This window comes from Micromonospora sp. WMMD882 (assembly GCF_027497255.1).
Taxonomy (GTDB): domain Bacteria; phylum Actinomycetota; class Actinomycetes; order Mycobacteriales; family Micromonosporaceae; genus Micromonospora.
Window position 1 is genome coordinate 629,981 of sequence record NZ_CP114903.1, and the last position, 22,173, is coordinate 652,153.

16 protein-coding genes are annotated in these 22,173 nt (G+C 73.6%); 9 read left to right on the top strand and 7 right to left on the bottom strand.

Annotated elements, in window-relative coordinates:
- The first annotated feature begins 17 nt into the window (after positions 1–17).
- Entirely contained in the window at positions 18–839 is an 822-nt protein-coding gene (locus O7606_RS02690) for an alpha/beta fold hydrolase (RefSeq protein WP_281597378.1), read from the top strand.
- A 25-nt stretch (positions 840–864) separates the two neighbouring features.
- Here O7606_RS02690 and O7606_RS02695 read toward each other — a convergent pair whose 3' ends face one another.
- Positions 865–1,425 (bottom strand): ankyrin repeat domain-containing protein, encoded by a 561-nt coding sequence (locus O7606_RS02695; protein WP_281597379.1) that lies wholly within the window; start codon positions 1,423–1,425, stop codon positions 865–867.
- A gap of 6 nt (positions 1,426–1,431) precedes the next feature.
- Positions 1,432–2,022: a GIY-YIG nuclease family protein gene (locus tag O7606_RS02700; protein WP_281597380.1), complete on the bottom strand. Its 591-nt coding sequence runs from the start codon at positions 2,020–2,022 to the stop codon at positions 1,432–1,434.
- Positions 2,023–2,245: 223 nt separating this feature from the next.
- Here O7606_RS02700 and O7606_RS02705 point away from each other — a divergent pair, with 223 nt between their 5' ends.
- The 3 genes from O7606_RS02705 to O7606_RS02715 all read left to right on the top strand — a co-directional run bounded on the left by O7606_RS02705 (position 2,246) and on the right by O7606_RS02715 (position 7,180).
- Positions 2,246–2,443, top strand: coding sequence for a DUF6229 family protein (locus O7606_RS02705; protein WP_281597381.1), 198 nt, complete (start codon positions 2,246–2,248; stop codon positions 2,441–2,443).
- Position 2,444: 1 nt separating this feature from the next.
- The gene (locus tag O7606_RS02710; RefSeq protein WP_281597382.1) at positions 2,445–5,306 is read left to right on the top strand and encodes a type 2 lanthipeptide synthetase LanM family protein; all 2,862 of its coding nucleotides are present in this window, start codon (positions 2,445–2,447) and stop codon (positions 5,304–5,306) included.
- A 107-nt stretch (positions 5,307–5,413) separates the two neighbouring features.
- Positions 5,414–7,180, top strand: a complete 1,767-nt coding sequence (locus O7606_RS02715; protein ID WP_281597383.1) for an ATP-binding cassette domain-containing protein — start codon at positions 5,414–5,416, stop codon at positions 7,178–7,180.
- A 59-nt stretch (positions 7,181–7,239) separates the two neighbouring features.
- On the opposite strand, the gene O7606_RS02720 is transcribed toward O7606_RS02715, so the two are convergent.
- A complete protein-coding gene (locus tag O7606_RS02720) occupies positions 7,240–7,647 on the bottom strand; it encodes a hypothetical protein (protein ID WP_281597384.1) in 408 nt (135 codons plus the stop codon).
- 374 nt (positions 7,648–8,021) lie between these two features.
- On the opposite strand from O7606_RS02720, the gene O7606_RS02725 reads away from it, so the two are divergent.
- Entirely contained in the window at positions 8,022–9,599 is a 1,578-nt protein-coding gene (locus O7606_RS02725; protein ID WP_281597385.1) for an ABC-F family ATP-binding cassette domain-containing protein, read from the top strand.
- Positions 9,600–9,611: 12 nt separating this feature from the next.
- Positions 9,612–11,231, top strand: coding sequence for an ABC-F family ATP-binding cassette domain-containing protein (locus O7606_RS02730; protein ID WP_281597386.1), 1,620 nt, complete (start codon positions 9,612–9,614; stop codon positions 11,229–11,231).
- A gap of 112 nt (positions 11,232–11,343) precedes the next feature.
- Here the strand turns inward: O7606_RS02730 and O7606_RS02735 are convergent, their stop codons facing one another.
- From O7606_RS02735 to O7606_RS02745, 3 genes are all read right to left on the bottom strand, one after another.
- Positions 11,344–15,537, bottom strand: a complete 4,194-nt coding sequence (locus O7606_RS02735) for an FG-GAP-like repeat-containing protein (protein WP_281597387.1) — start codon at positions 15,535–15,537, stop codon at positions 11,344–11,346.
- A 150-nt stretch (positions 15,538–15,687) separates the two neighbouring features.
- Positions 15,688–16,059 (bottom strand): MmcQ/YjbR family DNA-binding protein, encoded by a 372-nt coding sequence (locus O7606_RS02740; protein WP_281597388.1) that lies wholly within the window; start codon positions 16,057–16,059, stop codon positions 15,688–15,690.
- A gap of 121 nt (positions 16,060–16,180) precedes the next feature.
- Entirely contained in the window at positions 16,181–17,659 is a 1,479-nt protein-coding gene (locus O7606_RS02745; protein WP_281597389.1) for a proline-rich domain-containing protein, read from the bottom strand.
- Positions 17,660–17,815: 156 nt separating this feature from the next.
- Between O7606_RS02745 and O7606_RS02750 the strand changes: the two genes are divergently transcribed.
- Positions 17,816–19,018, top strand: a complete 1,203-nt coding sequence (locus O7606_RS02750; protein WP_281597390.1) for a cellulose binding domain-containing protein — start codon at positions 17,816–17,818, stop codon at positions 19,016–19,018.
- A gap of 58 nt (positions 19,019–19,076) precedes the next feature.
- Here O7606_RS02750 and O7606_RS02755 read toward each other — a convergent pair whose 3' ends face one another.
- Positions 19,077–19,622, bottom strand: a complete 546-nt coding sequence (locus O7606_RS02755; protein ID WP_281597391.1) for a hypothetical protein — start codon at positions 19,620–19,622, stop codon at positions 19,077–19,079.
- A gap of 297 nt (positions 19,623–19,919) precedes the next feature.
- Here O7606_RS02755 and O7606_RS02760 point away from each other — a divergent pair, with 297 nt between their 5' ends.
- Complete coding sequence (locus tag O7606_RS02760) at positions 19,920–21,452, top strand: endo-1,4-beta-xylanase (protein WP_281597392.1); 1,533 nt, start codon at positions 19,920–19,922, stop codon at positions 21,450–21,452.
- 489 nt (positions 21,453–21,941) lie between these two features.
- On the top strand, positions 21,942–22,163 hold the full coding sequence (locus O7606_RS02765) for a hypothetical protein (RefSeq protein ID WP_281597393.1): 222 nt from the start codon (positions 21,942–21,944) through the stop codon (positions 22,161–22,163).
- Positions 22,164–22,173: the final 10 nt, after the last annotated feature.

The window sequence follows — 22,173 nt, forward strand, 5'->3', positions numbered from 1 at the left end:
GCGCCCGACGGACCCCGGTGACGGCGCCTCGGACGGTCGCGGTCGACGGGTCCCCCGTCCACGTCCTGGACAGCGGCACCGGGCCCGCGGCGCTGCTGCTGCACGGCTCCGGACCCGGCACGACCGGGTCCGGAGCCTGGGCGACGACGGCGCAGGCGCTGGGTCCGTCCTGGCGTCTGGTGGTTCCTGACCAGGCGGGGTTCGGCCGCACACCCGTCCCGGCGGGCGCCCGGGGCGGGCTCCGGCTGTGGACGGAGCAGGCCGCGGGCCTGATGGACGCGCTCGGTGTCGGGCACTACGCCGTGGTGGGTCACTCCATGGGCGGCGCCGTGGCGCTGGCGTTGGCGGCGGCCCGCCCCCGGCAGGTCACCCGGGTGGTGGCGGTCTCCACGATGGGCGCCCCCGGGGCGACGCTGTCCGCCGAGCTCGACGCGGTCTGGGCCGCCCCCGCCGGCCCGCTCGGGGCCCGGGACATGCTGAGCCGTCTCGTCCACGACCAGGCGCTCGTGACCGACTCGGCCGTCGAGGCCCGCGCGACCGCGATGCGGGCGGGGGCGGCCACGTTCGCGTCGTTGTTCCCGCCACCCCGGGCCCGATGGTTCGACGCGCTCACCCTCTCGGCGCGGACGCTGGCCGCGGTCCGCGCGCCGGTGCTGCTCGTGCACGGCGCCGAGGACCGGGTCACCCCGCTGGCGACGGCGGCCCAGCCCCTGCTCGGACACCTGGCCGACGTCCGCCTGCACGTGTTCGGCCGATGCGGGCACGTGCCGGCGATCGAGCATCCGTACGAGTTCCGGCAACTGCTGTCGTGCTTCCTCCGCCCGGATCACCGGCACTGACCGCTGCGGCAGGTCCTCCGGAGCGTCAGGCGCGGTCGACGGCTCCGTCCTCGTTGCCGTCCAGACCTGGGAAATCCAGCGGCGTCGTCTTTTCGGAGGTGATCTCGTGTCGCTGCTCGGAGCCTCCCACGATGCGGCACCAACTGTCGACGACCAGGCGGACGGGGCCGTCCCGCGTTTCCAGGTGGTAGCTGAACCCGCCGTACATGCCGGGGACCGGAAACCACATCCGCATCCGGTCCAGGTCCAGCAGGACATCGAGCAGGTGGTGGTGTCCACGGCGCGTGGCGATGTCGACCGGTCGCTCTCCTGCGGCGTCGCGCAGCCGTCGCCACGCGCCGCGGGCGATCAGCCGGCCGGCGGTCTCGGTCGACGCTCCGCCGTGGGCCGCCTGATGCAGCGGCGCGTACCAGGATCGACCGTCCGGGCGTGTCGAGTTCACGAGCTCCGGGTCGCGGTCGACGGCCGCGAAGACCTCCGCCCAGTCGTACCGCCTGGCGCTGTCGGCGAGTCGGGCACGCGCATCCGCCGCCCACGGGCTCAGCGTCGCCCGCCGGGTCACTCCGTCCCAGATCTGTTCGACCATCGTCGGCTACGGCGTTCGCGGCGGCTCGGCCGGCGGACGGCTGCTGGCGTTGTACGAGCTCTTGGCGGCGATCACGGCCGCCTGGAGATGCTCGGGGTCGACGCCGTGCACGTTGAGCGGCGGGCGCGTCCGCCGGACGAGCACGCCCTCGAGGGTCGCCGGATCCGCGTCCTCGGCCCAGGTCAGGCGCAGGTGCGTGTGCATCCACGCGGTCAGCCGCGCCTCGTCCTCGGGGACCAGGACGACCCGGTCGGTCCAGGTCGTCCGGTAACCTTCGCTGACCAGTAGCCCGGCCAGGGTGCGGCGCAGGGTCGAGCTGCCCGAACGCCTCAGGTGGTTGCGCAGGATCCGACCCCGCAGGCTGGTCGCCCGTCCGAGGTACAGCAGCCGTAACGACGGGACCTGCTCGTTCGGCGGCCCGGGAAGGTCGGGAAAGACCGAGGGGGCAGCCCACCAGGCGTAGACGCCGCTGCCCCGGCTCAGCCGTCTGCCGGCGACATCGAGCTCGACCGGGGCGCCGGAGAGCAGCCGCAGGGCCTCGTCGATCCGGGCTTCGTCGATCCGGGCTTCGTCGGGTCGCCGTTCGGGATTGGTCATCCGGACCATGGTAGGTCCCGGGCGGATCGTGGCCGGGACCGGAGGGACCGGGCGTCGTGCCGTACGTGACAAGTTCGTCACGGATCGCCGCGTGGGTCTGCCTCGCCGGCAGTTGTCGCTTTCCCCGGCAGCCCTACGAGCCCTGTTCCGTCGACGGCCCCCGTGCTTCCATTGTGGATGCCCTGCGATCAGGGCAATCAATCAACTGGGCTGGGAGGTCGTCATGAGCATCGACGTGCTGGAGCGCGCGGAGGCGGAGCAGTTGGTGGCCCGCTGGCGGGAGAGCGCCGACGGGGACAACCCGGCCGGCGCCCTCTACACCGGCGGCGCGTACGCCGAAGCCGACATCGTCGCCGCCGCCTGGGCCGAGACCGTCCGCTGCTCGAGCTGTACCGCGTCCCTGACCCGGCTCTGCTGCTGACGTGCCCGGCAACCCGGACGACGCGTTCGCGCCGGCGCTGGGCTGCCTGGTCGAGCCGCACCTGGCCGATCTGACAGCCCAGCTCCGGACCGTCGGGGCCCTGGGTCGCGCGGAACGGGTCGCCCTGGTCGCCTCCCTACGTGAGCAGCTCTACCAGAGCGTGCACCGCCGGGTCGCCCGCGTGCTGGTGCTCGAACTCCACGCCGCCCGGGTCACCGGCGCCCTGCACGCGCCCGATCCGGCCGGGCGCTGGGACGAGTTCCTCGCCCGCGCCGCCGGGCCCGACTACTGGCGTCAGCTCGGCAGCCACTACCCGACCCTGCTGCCCCGGCTGCGGACGCTGATCGGTAACCGCTGCGCCGCGGCCCGTGCGCTGGCCGGCCGGTTCGCCGTCGACCGTCCCGCCCTCGCCGCCCTGGTCCCCGACGGCCCCGGCGACCTGACCCGGGTGGATCTCGGCGCCGGCGACAGCCACCGGAACGGGCAGACCGTGGCGATCCTGCGCTGCCACGGTGGTCCGGTCGTCTACAAGCCACGTTCGGTCGTCGTCGACACCGCCCTGGCCGACCTGCTGTCCTGGTTGCTGCCCGACGAGCCGGCGACGACCCGGGTCCGGGTGCCGGCCGCGCTGCCCCGGGACGGCTACGGCTGGACCGGGTACGAGGTCCACCGCTACTGCGCCGACGACGCCGAACTCGCCGCGTTCTACCGGGGCCTGGGCCACTGGGCGGCGCTGATGCGGCTGCTCGGTGGCACCGACCTGCACGCCGAGAACGTCATCGCGGTCGGGCCGGTGCCGGTGGTCGTGGACTGCGAGACCCTGTTCACCCCGTTGCCGCCGCAACCGCCTTCCGGTTACGGCCGGGCCGTCGACCGGGCGACCGCGCTGATCGAGGGGACCGCGCTGCGGACCGGGCTGCTGCCGGGCCGGGGCGTGGCGCTCGGCTGGCGCGGGGTCGACATGTCCGCCGGGGGCTCGCTGCCCGGGCAACAGCCCATGGTCGAGCAACCGGTGATCGTGGACGCGGGCACCGACCGGGCCCGGCTCGGGACCGCGTCGTTCGAGGTGACCCCGGCGGCCAACCATCCCAGCCCGGCCCCGGCCCTCGCCGCCCACTGGCGGCACGTGCTGGCCGGCTTCGACGAGCTGACCGAGCGGTTGGCCGCCCAGGACCGGGCGGGCCGGTTGGCCCCGCGCCTGGCCGCCTTCGCGGACTGCCCGGTACGGGTGGTGCCCCGCGGCACCGAGGTGTACGCCGAGCTGGGACGGATGCTCTGGCACCCGGTCTCCCTGCACGACGAGCCAGCCGCCGTGGCCCGGGCGACCCGGTTGCTCACCGCCATGGCCCGGTACGCGCCGCTCGCCCCGGCCGACCCGGAGGTGGTCGGCGCGGAGGTCGCCGAACTGCTCGACGGGGACGTGCCCTTCTTCGACACGGTGCCCCGGGACGGACGCCTGACCGGTCCGCGCGGCACCACCTGGCTGCCCGCCGAGGACCTGGTCGACGGCGCGCTGCGCCGCTGGCGGCAGGCGGACCTCGACCGGGAACGCGAGGTCATCCGGGCCACCCTGGTCAGCGCGTACCTCAACGAGGGGTACCTGCCCCGGTCCACGCCGATGCCCCGGGCCAGGCCGGTCCTCGACGACCTGGACCGGCGTCGCCGCCGCCTGGCCGCGGCGACGGTACGTCGGGTCGCCGCCACGGCGGTCCACGCCGACGACGGCACCGTCACCTGGATAGCTCCCGTGCTCAACGCCACCGGTTGGGCCGTCCAACCGCTCAACCCGGACGTCTACAACGGCGCGGCCGGGGTGGCGGTGCTGCTGGCCGGCTACCAGCGTGAGGTGGACCGGGGCCGGGCCGATCCGGTGGACGGGGTCGACGCCCTGCGTGACGCCGTGCTCCGCACCCTGCGGCTGGCGCCGGAGCAGCGGTCCGCGCAACGCCGCGCGGGCGCCCCGCTGCGTCCGCCGCCGTCCGGCGGCTACGTCGGCGCGGGTTCCCAGATCTGGGCCTGGCTGCTGTTGGACCGGTGGGGGGTGGCCGGCCCGGACGGCCTGGGCCGCGCGGTCGCCGCCGCCGCCGAGATCGACCCCGACGACGGTGACGTCGATCTGCTGACCGGGGCCGCCGGAGCGGTCGTGCCGCTGCTGTGTCTGGCCGAGCGGACCGGTGACCCGAGGTGGCGGTCGTTGGCGACCACGATCGGTGACCGGCTGGTCGCCGCCGCGACGGTCACCGACGGGTTGGCCCGATGGCCCAGCGCCCGCTGGCCGGAGGGGCTCGGCGGGTACGCCCACGGGGCCACCGGGGTCGGCTGGGCGCTGTGTCGGCTCGCGACGGCCACCGGCCTGCCCCGCTTCGCGGCCGTCGCGGACGCCGCCCGCGGGTACGAGGAATCGCTGTTCGACCCGGTCGAGGGCGGTTGGCGGGACCTGCGGAACACCGGGATCACCGCGGCGGCCTGGTGCCATGGCGCGGTCGGGATCGGCCTGGCCGCCCTGGACAGCGCCCCGGCCCCGGACCGGATCGACCGGGGCCTGCTGCGCCGGGCGGCCGACGCCACCTGGGCGACCGGGCTCGGCTGGGGGCACAGCCTCTGCCACGGCGATCTCGGCGCGTGGGAGCTGCTCGACGCCGCCGTGGCGCACGGCGTCGGCCCGGCCGGCCTGGACCGGCGGACGCTGGCCGCCTGCGTGATCGGCGGGTTGGAGGAGCACGGGCCGGTCACCGGGCTGGCCCGGGAGGCGTTCTCGCCGGGGCTGATCAGCGGCGAGGGCGGGATCGCCTACCAGTTGCTGCGTATGCACCCCGACTGCGACCTGCCGTCGGTGCTGCTCCCCGGGGGTGGTACGCGCTGAACGACGACCGGGACGATCCACAGCTCGACGCCCCGTACTGGCGGCTGGACGACCCGGGGGACGACCGGGCCGGGCTCCTGCGCCGGACCCGTACCGCCGTCCGGCCGGTGTGGGACGTCGTCCGGGCGGCGGCGCCCCGCGCGGCGGCGGTCGTGCTGGTCGCGCACGTCCTCTCCGGTGTCGTGTCGGCCCTCGGGCTGCTGGCCACGACCGACGTGCTGGCCGGTCTGCTCGCCCCGGGCAGCGCCCGGCACCGGCTGGCCGCCGCTCTGCCCGCGCTCACCCTGGTCGTCGTCGCCCTGGTCGTCCGGGGCGCGTTGGACACGGTGGCCGAGTCGGCCCAGGCCCGGCTGGTGCCGACGGTGCGGCTGGTGGCCGAGGAACGTCTGGTCGACGCCGCCCTGCGGGCCGACCTGGCGGCCTTCGACGACCCGTCCTTCTACCACCGTCTGCACCGGGCCGGGGAACGCGGCCTGATGCGACTGGAGGAGTCGACGCAACACCTGCTGGCCCTGGTCGGCGCGGCCACCGCCATGGTCGCGGTCGCCGGTACCCTCGGCGTGCTGCATCCGGCGCTGCTGCCGGTGCTGTTACTGGCGGCGCTGCCGCAGGGCTGGGCGGTCCTGCGGTCCGCCCGACTGGAGTACGCGAGCCAGAGCCGCACGGTGACGCTGCAACGACGGATCGACATGGTCGGCGAACTGGCCGTCCGCCGGGAGTCCGCCGCCGAGATCCGGTCCCACCAGGCCGAGCCGCTGGTGCGGGCCGAGTACCGGCAGGCGGCCGGCAGGTTGCACGGGCACTGGGTGCGGCTCGGCGTCGCCCAGGCCCGGACCCGGGCGGTGGGGCGGGCCCTGGCCGGTGTCGGCCTGGCCGCGACGTACGCCGGGCTGGGCCTGCTGGTGCGCTCCGGCTGGGTGCCGCTGGCTGTCGCCGGGGCCGCCGCGATCGCCGTGCAGGTGGGGGCCAGCGCTCTGGCCCGCCTGATCGTGGCGGCCAACCACCTGGCCGAACAGGGCCTCTACATCGCCGACTACCAGGAGTTCCTGGCCGACGCGGCGAGCCGGGCCCGGCCGTCGACCGGCCGACCCGCGCCCGCCGTGCCGGCCCGCATCGACCTGCTCGGGGTCGGGTTCCGCTACCCGGGCAGCGAGGGGACGCCACCGGCCCTGCGTGGGATCGATCTGACCATCCGGGCCGGCGAGACCATCGCCCTGGTGGGGGAGAACGGCTCCGGCAAGACCACCCTGGCCAAGCTCCTCGGCGGACTGTACCGGCCCACCAGCGGCCGGATCACCTGGGACGGCACGGACCTCGCCGACCTCGACCCGACGAGTGTGGCCGACCGGGTGACGACCGTGTTGCAGGAACCGGTGCGCTGGCCGCTCAGCGCCCGGATGAACGTCCGGGTCGGCCGGCACGACCGGGTCGACCCGCACGACCACGCGTTGCTCGCCGCCGCCCGTCAGGCGCGGGCCGACGAGGTCGTCGACAGCCTGCCCCACGGGTGGCACACCGTGCTGTCCGCGTACTTCCTGGGTGGGCGGGACCTGTCCGGTGGGCAGTGGCAGCGCGTCGCCGTGGCCCGTGGCCTGTACCGGGACGCGCCGGTGCTCATCTGGGACGAGCCCACCGCGCCGCTGGACGCGCGGGCCGAGCACGCCGTGTACGAGTCGCTGCGCGAGCTCGCCGGGGGCCGTACCGTCGTGCTGATCACCCACCGGTTGGCCAGCGTCCGCCACGCGGACCGGATCTACCTGCTGCACGAGGGCCGCATCGTGGAACAGGGCACCCACCAGGAACTGCTCACCGCCGGCGGTCGTTACGCCGAGCTGCACGCCCTGCAGGACCGGCTCCGCGAGGTGGGCGCCTGACCGGCGGCCCGGACGGGTCGTCCCGGTGGCCGCCGGTGGACGACCACCGGGAGCGCCGGTCAGTTGGCCGGGAGGGGCGGCAGCTCGTAGAGGTACGCCGGCGCCCGGTACGACAGGTAGGTGCCCTTCGACCAACTGTGGAAGCTGTTGAGGTTGTCCGCCCGGCCGCCGCAGTCGGCGGTCCGGTAGCCGGGGACGACGTGGAAGCCGCCGCTCCAGCCGAGCGCCCAGGTCGCGTCGGCCGGGACGGGACGGCAGACGTCGTCCGGGGTGGCCTGCCGGCCGACCACCTCGGTCGGGTTGCTGGAGTAGAAGACGAGGCCCTGGTCGGGGTACTGGACCGGCTCACCGGCGGATGCCGGCGAGCCCGGCACGGTGACGGTCGACGTGGCGACCACGGCGGCGGCGACGCCTGCGGCGATCCGGGCGGCGACGCCTGCGGCGATCCGGGTGGCGGGTCCGGGCATGGCTGTCCTTCCGGGGCGGTGTGCGGGGAAGGGGAGGATGTGATCCCGAGCCGGGATCATGGTCACCTCTGTCTATGCCAACGATCCATCGGGATGGTTTCGCTGTCAACTGATCGAGGCGGGTCCGCGCCGGGTCGATCTGGTCGAGCAGGGCGCGGTGGGGCCCGGCGAGCCGCTTCGGTTGATGGTCCGCAGGAGCAGCGGTACGATCACCTCGTGATCTACTGACACCATGCCCCGCTCGTGCCGGTGGCGCTCCCTGCTCTGGTCAGGGGCGCTCGCGCGGGCATCCGGATCCGAATCGCCTTTCAGGTTCGATCTCTTCTGGTGGCAGGTGTCCTGTGTCAGACAGTGTCTTTCTGTGCGCCCGTGACGTGGCGAAATCCTATGGTGACCGGCAGGTGTTCGACGGGACGTCCCTCTCCGCGTCCCCGGGCCAGCGCATCGGCCTGGTGGGGGAGAACGGCGTCGGCAAGTCGACGCTGCTGCGGCTGCTGGCCGGGGTGGAGGAGCCCGACGCCGGCGAGGTGCGACGCCCGGCCGACTGCGGCTTCCTGTGGCAGGAGTCGCCGTTCGCGCCGGACGCGACGGTGCAGGACGTCGTCGACGACTCGCTCGCCGAGCTGCGGGCCGCCCGGACCAGGCTGGACCAGCTCACCGCAGAGCTGGAGCGACGGCCGGACGACGCCGACGTGCTCGCCGCCTACGGCGACCAGATCGAGTGGGCGCAGGACCACGACCTCTGGGACGCCGACCGTCGGGCCGAGCTCGTGCTGGCCGGGCTCGGGCTGGCCGCCACGGATCGGTCGCGACCGCTCGCGACGCTCTCCGGAGGCCAACGTTCCCGGCTGGGTCTGGCCGGGCTGCTGATCCGGCAACCGCGGGCGATGTTGCTGGACGAGCCGACGAACCACCTCGACGACGAGGCGGTCGGTTTCCTGGAGGAGCGGTTGCGGGGGCTGCCCGGGGTGGTCGTCGTCGCCTCGCACGACCGGGTGTTCCTGGACGAGGTCTGCACCGACATCGTCGACCTGGACCCGACCCGCGGCACGGCGAGCCGCTACGGTGGCGCGTACACCGAGTACCTGCGGGCCAAACGCCGGGAGCGGATCCGCTGGCAGGAGCAGTACGCGGCCGAGCAGGTACAGCTCGACGAGCTGCGCGAGGCGGTGCGGACCACGGCGCGGGCGGTCAACCACGCGCGGACCATCAGGGACAACAACAAGGTCGGGTACGACCGGCACGGTGGCCGGGTGCAGAAGCAGGTTTCCCGACGGGTGCGCGACGCCCGGCAACGCCTGGACGAGTTGACCCGCGACCAGGTGCGCGAACCCCCGAACCCGCTGGCTTTCGCGGCGACGCTCACCGGCAGCCCGGCAGACGACCGGGTCGCGGTGTCGCTGTCCGGGGTGGCGGTGGCCGGGCGGCTGAACGTCGACCGTCTCGACGTCTCCACATCGGAGCGGCTGCTGGTCACCGGCCCGAACGGCGCCGGCAAGTCCACCCTGCTGCGGGTGATCGCCGGTCGTCTCGTGCCGGACGCCGGAGCGGTGCTGCGGGCCGGCGGCGTCCGCATCGGCCTGTTGGAGCAGGAGGTGCGCTTCCCCGACGACGAACAGACCCCGCGGCAGGTCTACGACGCGGCGGCCGGACCCGACCCGGTGTCGTTGGCGCAACTCGGTCTGCTGGCCCCGCGCGACGTGGACCGCCCGCTCGGCCGCCTCTCCGTCGGGCAGCGACGGCGGCTGGCGCTCGCGCTGCTGGTGGCCACGCCACCGGACGTGCTGCTGCTCGACGAACCGACCAACCACCTGTCGCTGAGCCTGGTCGAGGAGCTGGAGGACGCGCTGCGGACGGCGCCCGGCGCGGTCGTCGTCGCCTCGCACGACCGCTGGCTGCGGCGCGGCTGGAAGGGCGCCGAGCTCTCCCTGTTGAACGGCGCGATCGTCTGAATGAGGTGTCCCATGTCAGCTCAGCTCACGTTGCGGGCCGTCAGCAAGTCCTTCGCCCACCGCCGCGTGTTCGACGCCGTCTCCTGCGCCGTCCGGCCCGGCGAGCGGGTCGGCATCGTGGGGGAGAACGGCGTCGGCAAGTCCACGCTCCTGCGGATGATCGCCGGCCGCGACGATCCGGACGACGGCGAGATCATCGTGACGGCGGCCGGCGGCGTGGGGCACCTGGGCCAGGTGGTCGACCTGCCGGACGACTCGACCGTCGGCGACGCGATCGACGCCGCGCTCGGCGAGATCCGCGAGCTGGGGCGGCGGATCGCCGCCGCCGAGCGGGAGCTCGGGTCCGCCACCGACGAGCGGATGGCCGAGTACGGCGCGCTGCGGACGGCCTTCGAACTGCGGGACGGGTACCGGGCCGACGCCAAGGTCCAGGCGGCGATGTCCAGACTCGGCGTCGGCGACCTCGACCGGGATCGTCGGCTCGGCACGCTGTCCGGTGGTCAGCTCGCCCGGCTCGCGCTGGCCGGCGTGCTCTCCGCCGAGCCGGAGCTGCTGCTGCTCGACGAGCCGACGAACGACCTCGACCAGGAGGCGGTGGCCTGGCTGGAGGGCCGGTTGCGTGGCCACCACGGCACGGTCGTCGTGGTCACCCACGACCGGCTGCTGCTGGAGCGGGTCGCGACCGCGATCGTCGAGGTCGACGGCGACCGGCGCACGGTGCGCCGGTACGGCGACGGCTACGCCGGCTATCTCGCCGAGAGGCGCGCCGCCCGGCAGCGCTGGGAGCAGGCGTACGCGGAGTGGGTGGGTGAGGTCGAGCGTTGGACGGAGTGGGGCGCGACCACCGCCTACCGGGTGGCCCCCGGTCGCGCCATCAGGGACCACAACAAGTGCAAGTACAACGGTGACGGCAGACGGGTGCAGGAGTCCATCTCCACCCGGGTGCGCAGCGCGGCCGAGCGACTCGGGCGGTTGCGGGCCGAGCCGGTGCCCGAGCCGCCCGAGCCGCTGCGCCTGCACGCTCCGCTGGACGCCGACGGCCTCGACGGACCGGTGCTGGAACTGCGCGACGTACGGGTCGACGGCCGGCTCGACGTCGACGAGCTGGTGTTGTCCGCCGGCCAGCGGCTGCTGGTGTCGGGTCCCAACGGGGCGGGCAAGTCCACGTTGCTGGAGGTGGCGTCGGGCCGGCTGCGCCCGGACCGGGGCGCCGTCGTACGCCACGGCCGGATCGGATACCTGCCGCAGGACGTCCCGCCGCCCCGGCCGGACGTCAGTCTCCTGACCGCGTTCAGCCAGGGTCGGGTGGGCGCCCCGGAGGAGCACCGGGAACGTCTGCGGTCGATGGGTTTGTTCCGGCCGGACGACTTCCGTACGCCGGTCGGCGCGCTGTCGGTCGGGCAACGGCGTCGGCTCGCGCTGGCCCGCCTGCTGGACCGGGACGCCGACCTCCTGCTGCTCGACGAGCCGACGAACCACCTGTCCCTGACGCTGGTGGAGGAGTTCGAGGCCGCGCTGGAGGGCTACCCCGGCGCGGTCGTCGTGGTCTCGCACGACCGGATGCTGCGCCAGCGGTGGCGGGGCGGCGAGCTCACCCTGCGCTCCGGGCGGCTGAGCCGCCGGACGGCGTAGCCACCACCCGCCCGACCAGCACCGGGTCACCTCGGCCCGGTGCTGGTCGTGACGTTCCCTTCCAGCCTGCCCGGCGGCGTCTCAGCGCAGGGCCACCGGCGGCCTCGCAGGGTCAGCAGCGGTTGGCGACGCAGAGCGGCAGGTCCGGGCTGTCGCCGGGAAGCGGCGGGTCAGGGGCGCCCGGCAGCGGTGTGGGGTTGCCTGGCGTGGGGCCGCCGGCCGCGCCGTTGTTGAACCAGGCGCGGATGCCGCCCTGATCGTCGAGGACGAGGTAGTCGGCCCGGCGATCGCCGTTGATCTCGGCGAGTTCCACCCGGTCACCCGGGTAGCCGGCGCCCGAGGCGACCTCGCCGAGCGACAGCCAGGCCGAGCCGGGTCCGCCCCGGTTGTTGAGCCAGGCCCGGATCTGCCCGCGCCCACCGATGACCAGGTAGTCGTCGCGGCGGTCGCCGTCGAGGTCGGCGAAGGTGACGGTGTTCCCGGCCGCGCCGACGCCGGCGGCGATCTCGCCCTGGGCCGCCCAGGTGACGGCGCTGCCGACGCCGGTGTTGAGCCAGGCCTGGACCTGGCCGAGGTCGCCGACGAGCAGGTAGTCGTCGCGTCCGTCGCCGTTGACGTCGGCGAAGCGCACCTGGCTCCGGGGGCCGGCGCCGGTGGCGACCTGACCCGACGACGTCCAGGCCACGGCGTCGCCGGTTCCCGTGTTCCGCCACAGCCGGATCTGTCCCTGGTCGCCGACGAGCAGGTAGTCGTCGCGTCCGTCGCCGTCGAGGTCGGCGAAGCGCACCTGCTCACGTGGGCCGGCGCCGGTGGCGACCTCACCACGCCAGTTCCAGCCGACCCGGCCACCGTCGCGCACGTTGAGCCAGGCCCGCACCTGGCCCTGCTCACCGACCGCGAGGTAGTCGTCGCGTCCGTCGCCGTTGAGGTCGGCCAGCCGTACCTGCTCCCGGCCGACGCCGCTGGTCGCGATCAGGCCCTGCCAGTCCCACGGGTCGGGGCGACCGTACCGGTCGTTGAGCCAGGCGCGGACCTGCCCCTGCTCGCCGACGACGAGGTAGTCGTCGCGGCCGTCGCCGTTGACGTCGGCCAGGGCGAGCTCGGCGCTCGTCGCGCCGACGCCGCCGGCGACGTCACCCTGATAGATCCACGGTCGCTCGGATCCGACGTCGTTCAGCCAGCCACGGATCTGCGCCTGGTCGCTGACGGTCAGGTAGTCGTCGCGGCCGTCGCCGTCGAGGTCGGCGAACCGGACGCGGTCCCGGGTCGAGCCCACCCCGGTGGCGACCTCGCCCTGGTAACTCCACCCCGGGCCGCCGGCGCCGTACGCGTTCAGCCAGGCTTTCACCTGGCCCTGGTCACCGACGACGAGGTAGTCCACCCGACCGTCCACGTCGATGTCGGCGAAGCGCACCTGGTCGCGGGTCGCGCCGACCCCGGGGGCGACCACGCCCAGGGCCGTCCAGGACACCGCGTCGCCGACGCCGGCGTTGCGCCACGCCTGCACCTGGCCCTGGTCGCCGACGAGCAGGTAGTCGTCGCGGCCGTCGCCGTCGAGGTCGGCGAACCGGACCTGCTCACGCGGCCCCGCGCCCGAGGCGACCTCGCCCCGGAACTGCCAGCCGAAACTGTCACCACTGCGCCGGTTCAGCCACAACCGGACCTGCCCCTGGTCGTCGACGAGCAGGTAGTCGTCCTGGCCGTCGCCGTTGAGGTCGGCGAACCGGACCTGCTCGCGGGGGCCGGTGCCCGGGGCGATCTCACCGACCCAGTTCCAGCCGGCCGGCCGGGGGGTGCCGGGAGGCGGGTTGCCCGCCGGGCTGCCGCACGGGGAGGAGTCACCGGCGACCGGGGGACGGATGAGCCCTTCGGCGAGGGCGTCGGTGACGGCCCGACCGAACGCGTCGGCCATCTTGCGGTAGCCGGTGTTGTTCGGGTGCAACGAGTCGGTCAGGTCCGCGGCGGTCACCGCGCTCATGCTGACCAGCCGCACCGGCCGCCCCTCGGCGCGCAGCTCGTCGACGATGCCGGCGACCCGCGCGTTGTACTGCTGGATCCGGTTGTTGGTCACGCTCGTCAGTGACGGCACGAGAGTGGCCACCAGCACGGTGGTCTCCGGGGCCAGCCGGAGGATGTGTTCGACGAGCGCCTGCAACCGGGCCGGCGCCGACGCGACGTCGACGTTGTTGGCCAGGTCGTTGGTGCCGATGTGCAGGGTGACCACGTTGGGCCGGTAGCGGCGCACCGTGCAGTCGCCGACCAGGTTGTCGATCTGGCTGATCCGCCAGCCCGGGTGCCCTTCGTGGTCGGTGTCGGGCAACTGGCCGGAGTCCACCGAGCCGACGAAGTCCAGCGCCCCGGGCTTGGCCGACAGTTGATCCCACAGCCGGGCCCGGTAACCGGTCCCCGCCGGGCTCCCGCCGACCCCGTGGGTGATCGAGTCGCCCAACGGAAGCACCCGCAGATCCACGTTGCCCGGCGCCGGCGTCACCGACGGCGGCGTCGGCAACGGACCGTCCGGATCCTCGGTCATCCCGAAGCTGTAACCGGTGTCGACGTTCGGGCCCGGGACGTTCTGCCGGGCGTAGGGGACGGTGTTCCACCAGGTGAAAGCGCCTTCGTACCAGACCCGGTTCTCCCACTTGTAGGTCATGCCCGCCGGCACCCCGTGGTACAGGAACCGGCCTCTCGACCCGGCCGGCACGCCGTTGCGCGCATCGCCGCCGGGCAGGGCGAAGCTGTGGTGGCCGGGACCGTCGGCGTTGCGGATGGCACGGTACCCGGACATCATGGTCGCCGGGTCCGAGCCGAACACGCAGCCGTTCGACTTGTACCAGTCCCACACGTACGTCGGGTCGCCGCCCTTGCGCAGCCGCAGGTCACCGAGGCAGTACTTGTCGCTCCACGAGCCGTTGGCCGAGTACGCGATGTGCAACTGCCCGTTCGGGTCGACGATCGGCTCGGGCGCCTCGTTGACGAACGGGTCACCGACCACCCGTTCCCACGACTCCCGGGGCTGGGAGATCCGGTACCTCGGCCCGGTCGTGGTGGTGGGGTTGGTCATCCGGGCGAGGTAGATGTTCTGCTCGACGTTCGTGGCGCCCTCCCAGCCCGACCAGACGAACCACAGTTGGTTGTCGAAGGTGAACGCCGTGCCGTCGATCGCCCACCGGTCGTCGGGCAGGCTCAGCTTCTGGTGGCTGCCGTAGCCGCCGGTCGGCGACGACGAGCTGATCACGTACATCCGGTGGGCGGCGCCCGCCCCGGCGGTGAAGTACACGTGGTAGCGGCCCGAGACGGCGACCAGTTGCGGCACCCACAGCTCGGCCAGGCCCGGGTTGCTCCAGATCCGGCGGGGCGGGGCGTCACCCAGCGCGGCCAGGCTGGCCGCCGACCTCGTGTAGATGCCGTCCCCACCGGACTCCACCGAGTGGTAGGTGTCGCCGACCCGGATCACGCTCGGGTCGGCGCCCCGGACGAACAGTCGCCCCGGGGTGGGCGGCGGCAGCAGGTCCGGTAGCGGCTGACCCTCGACGTTCCAGCCGCGCATCTCCCAGGCCAGGTGCTCCTCCAGCTCGATGGCCAACTCGGCGGCCTCCTCCGCGGCCACCGCGAACGGCACGCCGAAGGCCGACTGCAACGCGGGGACCTTGACGAGTAGCCAGTTGCCGAAGTTCTTCAACGCGCCCGGCAGGTAGTCCTTCGCGAAGCCCGTCGCGTACCTCTCCCAGACGAAGCCGACGACCAGGCCGACGACCGTGCGGATGATGATGTCCGCCCAGGCCCCGGCGGTCGCCAGGTCGCCCGCGAAGGCGTGTACGATCAGACCGCTGACGAAACCGGTCACGGCGCCCTGCATGGGGGTGCAGATCAGCGGCACTGTCGCCGCGCCCACGCCGGTGCTCAACAACGCGCCGACGCACAGCACCCGTAGCCCGTAGCCGGCGAGAGCGCCGATCGCCAGGGCGATGAGCTGGATCCACCACGACGACGACCGGACCTCCGTGGCCGGCACGGTGAGCGTCATCCCCGCCCCGTCCGGGGTCAGCGTCAACGTGCCGTCGAAGTCCGGCACCGAGGAGACGTCGAGGGCGGCGACCCCACCGGGCGGATTCTCCCGTAGGTCCTTCTTGATGGATGCGCCGAGCCCACCGTCCTGGCGGATCTCGGCCTGGATCTGCGGCACGACCTGACGGATGACCGCGGGGTCCAGGCCCATGTCCGCCGCGGTGAGGGTGAGGGTGAGATCAGTGGCGGCCCGCGCGGGCACGGCACCGAGGGACGCCACCAGCACCGCGACGAGCAATGCGGATATCGCGAACCGGATTTTCTGCACAGTGGCATTCAACTGTCTTGACGCCCGGCGGCAGTGTCGCCCAGGTGAACATTGCCCGGCAGCGCATGGCGATCGGGACGTCGTGACCACCCGAGCAGGTCGACGGCGCCGGCCGTGCGCTCAGCCGGTCGGGCCGAGCTGGCCGGCGAGCGCTTCGGGGGCGCGCATCCGCCAGGCGTCGGTGACGAGCTCGTCGAGACGGTCGACGTCGACCCGGTCGAGTCGCAGCATCACCAGGGGAAGCCCGTCGTAGCCGGGGGTGGTGAAGAAGAGGTCGGGCTCGCCGAGGAGCAGCGCCTGCTTCTCGGCCTCGTCGCCGACGTAGAGCACGGCGATGTCGGTGCGGATGACGCGCGGCCCGCCCGGCCGACGCTCGGGGTAGGACCAGACGAAGCCCTTGTCGGCCACCCGGAAGTCGAACCCGTCGCTGTCGACCTCGGTGACGTGCGGCAACGCCAGGGCCAGTCGACGTACGTCGGCGGCGTCAGCCATCGGCACCTCTCAGGGGCGTCACCTGCGGCATGTCGACAGGCTAACCGCCGGGTCCGACATCGTGACCCGGCCGCCCGGGTACGCGGGCGGCCGGGTCACGGACGGGCCGGTCACCGGGTGGTCAGTCGGCCGGGAACTCGTCCGGGTCGACGCTGCTGGTGCTGGCGTTGCCGCCCACCACGGGGGTGAGGGAGATCGTCCACCCGCTGTACGTCCGCGAGGTGGTGGTGAACTTGAGCGACTCGTCGAACTTCTCGAAGTCGCAGTCCCGGCTGAACGCCTTGTTCCTGGCGTCCCAGTCCTTGCCGCTGGTCGTGAAGATCTGGTAGCTGCCGTCCTTGATGCCGTACACCGTGAAGTCGCTCTTGCCGCGGACGTAGACCCGGGTGACCGCGGTCTTGCCCCGGACGATGCTGATCACCGTGTCGGCGCCGCCGTTCTCGATCTTGAGTTGACCGAGCCCGCCCCTGGTCCGCTTGACGTACGCGCCGTTGCCGAGCCGCCGGTTGCCGTCCTTGGTCGTCTTCGGCACGAAGGCGCCGACCCGGTAGGCCCGGCTGGGGTCGGCGGTCGCCAGCGCCTGGGCGGCGACCCGGAGCTGGGTGGCGGCCGCCTCCCGACTGACCCGCGCGACCGCCGCCGACCCGAGGCAGACCTTCCCCGACGTGGCGGCGGAGCCGGTGTCGGCCAGCGCCGAGGAGAGGTAGCCCAGCGCCTCGACCAGCGTCGCGTGGGCGGCGCTCACGCCCGTCGGGGGAAGCACCGCGGCCAACGCCCGGCGCTGGTCGTCGGCGGTCGTCGCCAGGCTGGACGAGGCGGCGCGTACCGCGGTCGGGTTCTTCGCGCCGCCGAGCGTGCGGAAGCCCCGGTTCAGCGCCTGGTCGGCGCGGGCCAGCGCCGCCTGGTAGTCGTCCGGGCTCAGCGGCACGACACTGGGGGACGGCGTGACCGACGGTCCCCCGGTGGTGGTGATGACCCCGCCGACCGGTCTGCCGTCCTCGTCGCCGCCGCTGAGCAGGAACGCCAGCGGCAGCACGCCGCACGCCAGCACCGCCACGACCACCACCCCGGCGATCACGCCGACGTTCCTGCGCCGCGCCGGCCGGCCGGGCGCCGGCATCGGCGGGCCGTACGGTGCCGGGCCGTACTGCGGGCCGCCCGGCGGCGAATACTGCGGCGCGCCGGGCTGGACGCCGCCCGGCGGCGGGTACTGCGGCGTGCCGGGCTGGACGCCGCCCGGCGGCGGGTACTGCGGCGTGCCGGGCTGGACGCCGCCCGGCGGCGGGTACTGCGGCGCGCCGTACGGCGGCGGGCCCGGTGGGGGAGCGTACGGCGGCGGGCCGTACTGCGGGGCGCCGGGCGGGGGAGCGTACGGCGGCGGCAGCGTGCTCCGCCGGACCAGGACGTAGGCGTCCTGGGGTGATCCGTCTGGCCCCGGCGGTCCCATACCGGGCAGCCGCAGCACCGAGCCGTCGGCGGCGCCGGCCGGCACCCGGACCGTCAGCGTCTGACCGGACCAGGGCAGGACGACGGTCCTCAGGGTTTCGGCGCTGGCCTCGTGCGGCCCAAGTTCGATCGTCAGGTGCGCCTCGGGTTGCATGCGTCGAGTATGGACACGTCGCGCAACCCGCTCGGCGTCGTGTGACCGCCGTGCCGCCCGCGCCGCCGAGCGGGCCCGCCCGGCCCTGCCAGATAGTGGGATACGTTGGTAAGCATCGATGCGTTGCGGCATTGTGGACGCATGGTAGGCGTCTCTGTGTCCGCGTCGCTCCGTCGCCTGCGGCCCGGTCTGCCGGCCCTCGCCGTGCTGTCCGTCGCGCTGCTCGGGATCGGTCTGGTCGCCGCGCCGCCGGCCGACGCCGACGCCGCCGCGCCCGGCGGGCCGGCAGCCGTCGGGTACCCCGAGGTCGCCCCGGCGCCCGGCAGCGCCCCGGGGTCGGCCGCGACCACCTCGCCGCCGACGCCCAGCACGACGCCCAGCACGCCGGGCACCTCGCCCTTCCCGCCGGGCGTGCCGACGAACCTGGCCGCCAGTCAGGTCCGCACGACGTCGATCACCCTCACCTGGACGGCCTCCACGCCCGGCTGCTGCCCGGTCGACGGGTACGACATCGTGTACTACCAGGAGTTCAGCGACGTCGTCTTCAGCGCCAACGTCGGGCCCGTCACCACTGTCACCATCACCAACTACATCTCGGCCGGCCGGCAGTACTCCTTCCGGATCTCCGCCCGTGACAGCCTCGGTCACCGCTCCACCTTCTCGAACCTGCTGACCGTGGTCACCCCGGTGACGGACACCGGCCCGGACACCACCCCGCCGAGCGCCCCGCAGAACCTGACCGTCGGCGACGTGACCGACTCGACAGCAGTGCTCTCCTGGTCCCCGTCGACCGACGACGTCGGCGTCATCGGGTACGACGTCTACCGGTTCGACGGCTGGTACACCTCACGGTTGGTCGCCACCGTGTCGGCGACGACGTACACGGTGCCGCTGCTGCAGCCGCAGCCGCCGACGCAGCGGCTCCTGTACTACGTGCGGGCCCGGGACGCGGCGGGCAACGTGTCGATCGCGTCCAACACGGTCAACGGGCCCCTTCCGGGCACCCCGCCGACGACTCCGCCGCCGTCTCCGTCGCCGTCGACCTGTCGGGTGACGTACCAGAAGCAGTCCGAGTGGCAGGGCGGGTTCGTCGCGGCCGTGACCGTCCAGAACACCGGGACGGCCCCGATCGACGGCTGGACCCTGTCCTTCGGCTTCCCGGGTGACCAGGAGGTCACCTCCGCGTGGAACGCCACGGTCAGCCAGAGCGGCGCCACGGTGACGGCCCGCAACGTCGACTGGAACCGGGTGCTCACGGCGAACGGCTCCGCGAGCTTCGGCTTCCAGGGACGGTGGAGCGCCGGCAACGCCGCGCCGACCGGCTTCACGCTCAACGGCGTCCCCTGCGCCGTGGGCTGAGGACGGACCGCGCGGACGCCGGTCGACGACCGCCTCGCCGGGCCGTCGCCCTCGACGGTCACGCCGGGGCGGCGGTGGACGCCGGACGGCGGCGCGCCTCGCGGACGACGCCGTGCCGCTTCAGTGCCCAGAGCAGGCGACGGGCGGGACGGTGCCGCAGGAGCAGCGACGCCGCCTCCCGGACCAGGGTCAGTCGACGGCCACGGAACTCGTCCTCCGCCACCTGCCACACCAGGGCCCGGATCGCCGTTGATTCGAGGCAGTGGCGGAGCTCGGCGCGTACGGCGGGATCGTCCACGGCGGACCGGATCGCCGCGGCGAGGCCCGGGCGGTCGGTGAGGTTGGCCGAGATCGCGGCGGCGAGGCCGTGCCGGATCTCGGCGGTCTCGATCAGCAGCAGGACCGCCCCCCGGATCTCCGCTGTCTCCAGCGCCGATCGCAGGAGCTCCGTCGCCCGGCGGCGTACCTCGTCGTCGTGATCGTCGACGGCCAGCGCGGCGAGCAGGGACGTCACCTCGTCCAGGTCGATCAGGTGGCGCAGGCCGGCCCGGAAGTCGGGTCGTTCCCAGGCGGCGAGCAGCACCCTGATCATGTCGCGGTCCACAGCCTTCCACCTACCCGACCGACCCGGAAGTCGAAACAAGCGGGCTCCGATTGTTTCGGTACCCGCACCGCCGTCGACGCCGGTGATCGCGGCTCGCGCTCCTGTCGACGTCTGTCGGCCCGGAGCTGTCCCCGTCCCACCTGCGCATGACCTGCTCTCGGGCGCTCCACCGGGCGCTGGAAGTTTCCGAAATGTTTCCGGAAGTCGTTGACAGTGTGTCCGGCAGGTATCGATACTGGCCGTTCGTAAGGCATAAACACGAATCGATCGCTTGTGGCCACGTACCGAGGAGAGCCTGTGAGCAGCAGCCTGAGACAGCGCAGGACGATCATCAGAGCGGCCCTGCCCGCGGCGGTGTTGATGCTGGTGAGCGGCGCGGTCGCGGTCCAGTCCGGCGGTCCGGCCGTCGCCGCCGAGACCACGCTGCGGGCCGCCGCCGCCAAGGCCGGGATGTTCTTCGGCGTGGCCGCCTCACCCAACCGGCTCTACCCGAGCGTCGGTCAGGAATTCGGTCAACTGACCCCCGAGAACGACATGAAGCCCGACCGGATCGCCACGTCGAGCGGTGGGCTGCAGAACACCAGCGGCGCGGACACCCTGGTCAACCACGCCCAGAGCAACAACATGCTGGTCCGGGGGCACACGCTGGTGTGGCACTCGCAGGCCGGCGCGTTGCAGGGCGCCAGCCAGGCGACCCTGAACACGTTCATCGGCAACGCCATCAACCGCTGGGGCAGCCGGATCGCCTACTGGGACGTCGTCAACGAGGCGCTGGAGGACAACAACACCGGCCGCCGCCGCAACCAGTGGCCGCACACCATGAACCGGGACGCCAACGGCGACGGCGACTTCTTCGACGCCGGCGACACCGACGTCATCCGGGACTCGTTCATCCGGGCCAGGCAGGTCGTCCAGGCCGGCGGGTACACCACCAAGCTCTGCATCAACGACTACGACGTCGAGGGCCTGACCGTCCAGGGTGGTGGCCCGAACCGCAAGGCCAACGCGCTGTACGACATCGTCCGCAACTACCGGCAGTACATCGACTGCGTCGGGTTCCAGGCGCACTTCAACGACAACCCGAACAGCGTCATCACCAACGACCTCCAGGCCAACATCCAGCGCTTCGCCGACCTCGGCGTCGAGGTGCACATCTCCGAGCTGGACATCGACGACGACCTGAGCAACAACGACATCGGCGCCGGTCAGGCGGAGAACTACCGCAAGGTCGTCCGGGCCTGCCTGAACGTCGCCAAGTGCACCGGCATCACCGTGTGGGGCATCTCCGACAGCGAGTCGTGGCGCTCCTCGGAGCGGGGCCTGCTGTTCACCGGCAGCAACGGCAGCTACCAGAAGAAGGCCGCCTACCACGCGGTCCTCGACGAGCTGAACAAGGGCCGTGGCACCACCACGCCGACCACCCCGCCGGTGACGACCCCGCCGCCGACCACCCCGCCGGTCGACCCGACCACCCCGCCGCCGACCACCCCGCCCGTGACGACGCCGCCGCCGACCACGCCGCCGGTGACGCCGCCGGCCGCCGGCTGCTCGGCCACGGTCTCGCTGAACTCGTGGAACGGCGGCTTCGTCGCCACCGTACGGGTCACCGCCGGCACGTCGCCGATCAACGGGTGGACCGTCCGGCTCACCCTGCCGTCCGGGGCCACGGTGACCAACACCTGGAACGCCAATGCCAGCGGCGCCAGTGGCGCGGTGCAGTTCAGCAACGTCGCCTACAACGGCGCGGTGGGCGCCGGCCAGTCCACCGAGTTCGGTTTCCAGGGCACCGGGGCCGCCACCGGCCTGACCCCGGTCTGCGCCGCCTCCTGAACGACCCGGGCCTGAACGAGCCCCGGCCTGGGCGGGCGCTGTCGCCCGTCCAGGCCGGGGCCGCTTCTCCGGATCGAGGTGTGGTGGTCGCCTGAGCGACGGCGCACCTCGGGTTCAGGGATGTCGGATCAGGCCGAGGGCGGTGGCCAGTCGGGTGACGTCGGCCGCTGCCGCTCCGCGCCGGATGATCCCGGTGAGCAGAGGTACCTGCGGCAGGGCGGTCGCGGACTCCGGCGGTGGCGTCGACCGTCTCCGCCGGACAGACGTGGCTGGTGCGGGAGGGACAGGACCCGGTCGCCGTGATCACGCTGACCGCCCCCCTCGTCGGCAGGGGTTCCGTCACGTCCGTACCGTCTAGTCCCGCGTCTCCGGCGCGTGCTTCCGACGCTCCGCGCAGCCCCTGCGCCAACGGTCGTCGCAAGACCGGAGCCGCCCGATCCGGGCGCCCCTGCCCGCCGGGCACGGGTAGGCCGGCGGGGGTGCGTCGCGATGATCCCGACCCTGCTCCTGTTCGGCGCCCTGTGCGGACGCTGGTGGCGGGCGGCGCTCGTCGTCGCGGCTGTGGGCTGGCCACTTCGGCTGGTCGTCGGGGGCGTGCCGAGCGCCGGGCCGGGGTTGCCCGGCGGGTCCGGGCTCGCCGTGGTCAACACCGCGGGCCGCGTGCCGGCCCACCAGGGCGTCCTGCGGATGGTCCGGGCGGCCCGGTCCTGACCTGCCCGGG

Coding starts and splice junctions, on each gene's coding strand:
- O7606_RS02745 (WP_281597389.1), bottom strand. CDS start 17,659: ATGCAACCCGAGGCGCACCTGACGATCGAACTTGGGCCGCACGAGGCC.
- O7606_RS02720 (WP_281597384.1), bottom strand. CDS start 7,647: ATGCCCGGACCCGCCACCCGGATCGCCGCAGGCGTCGCCGCCCGGATC.
- O7606_RS02765 (WP_281597393.1), top strand. CDS start 21,942: ATGATCCCGACCCTGCTCCTGTTCGGCGCCCTGTGCGGACGCTGGTGG.
- O7606_RS02695 (WP_281597379.1), bottom strand. CDS start 1,425: ATGGTCGAACAGATCTGGGACGGAGTGACCCGGCGGGCGACGCTGAGC.
- O7606_RS02700 (WP_281597380.1), bottom strand. CDS start 2,022: ATGACCAATCCCGAACGGCGACCCGACGAAGCCCGGATCGACGAAGCC.
- O7606_RS02740 (WP_281597388.1), bottom strand. CDS start 16,059: ATGGCTGACGCCGCCGACGTACGTCGACTGGCCCTGGCGTTGCCGCAC.
- O7606_RS02705 (WP_281597381.1), top strand. CDS start 2,246: ATGAGCATCGACGTGCTGGAGCGCGCGGAGGCGGAGCAGTTGGTGGCC.
- O7606_RS02730 (WP_281597386.1), top strand. CDS start 9,612: ATGTCAGCTCAGCTCACGTTGCGGGCCGTCAGCAAGTCCTTCGCCCAC.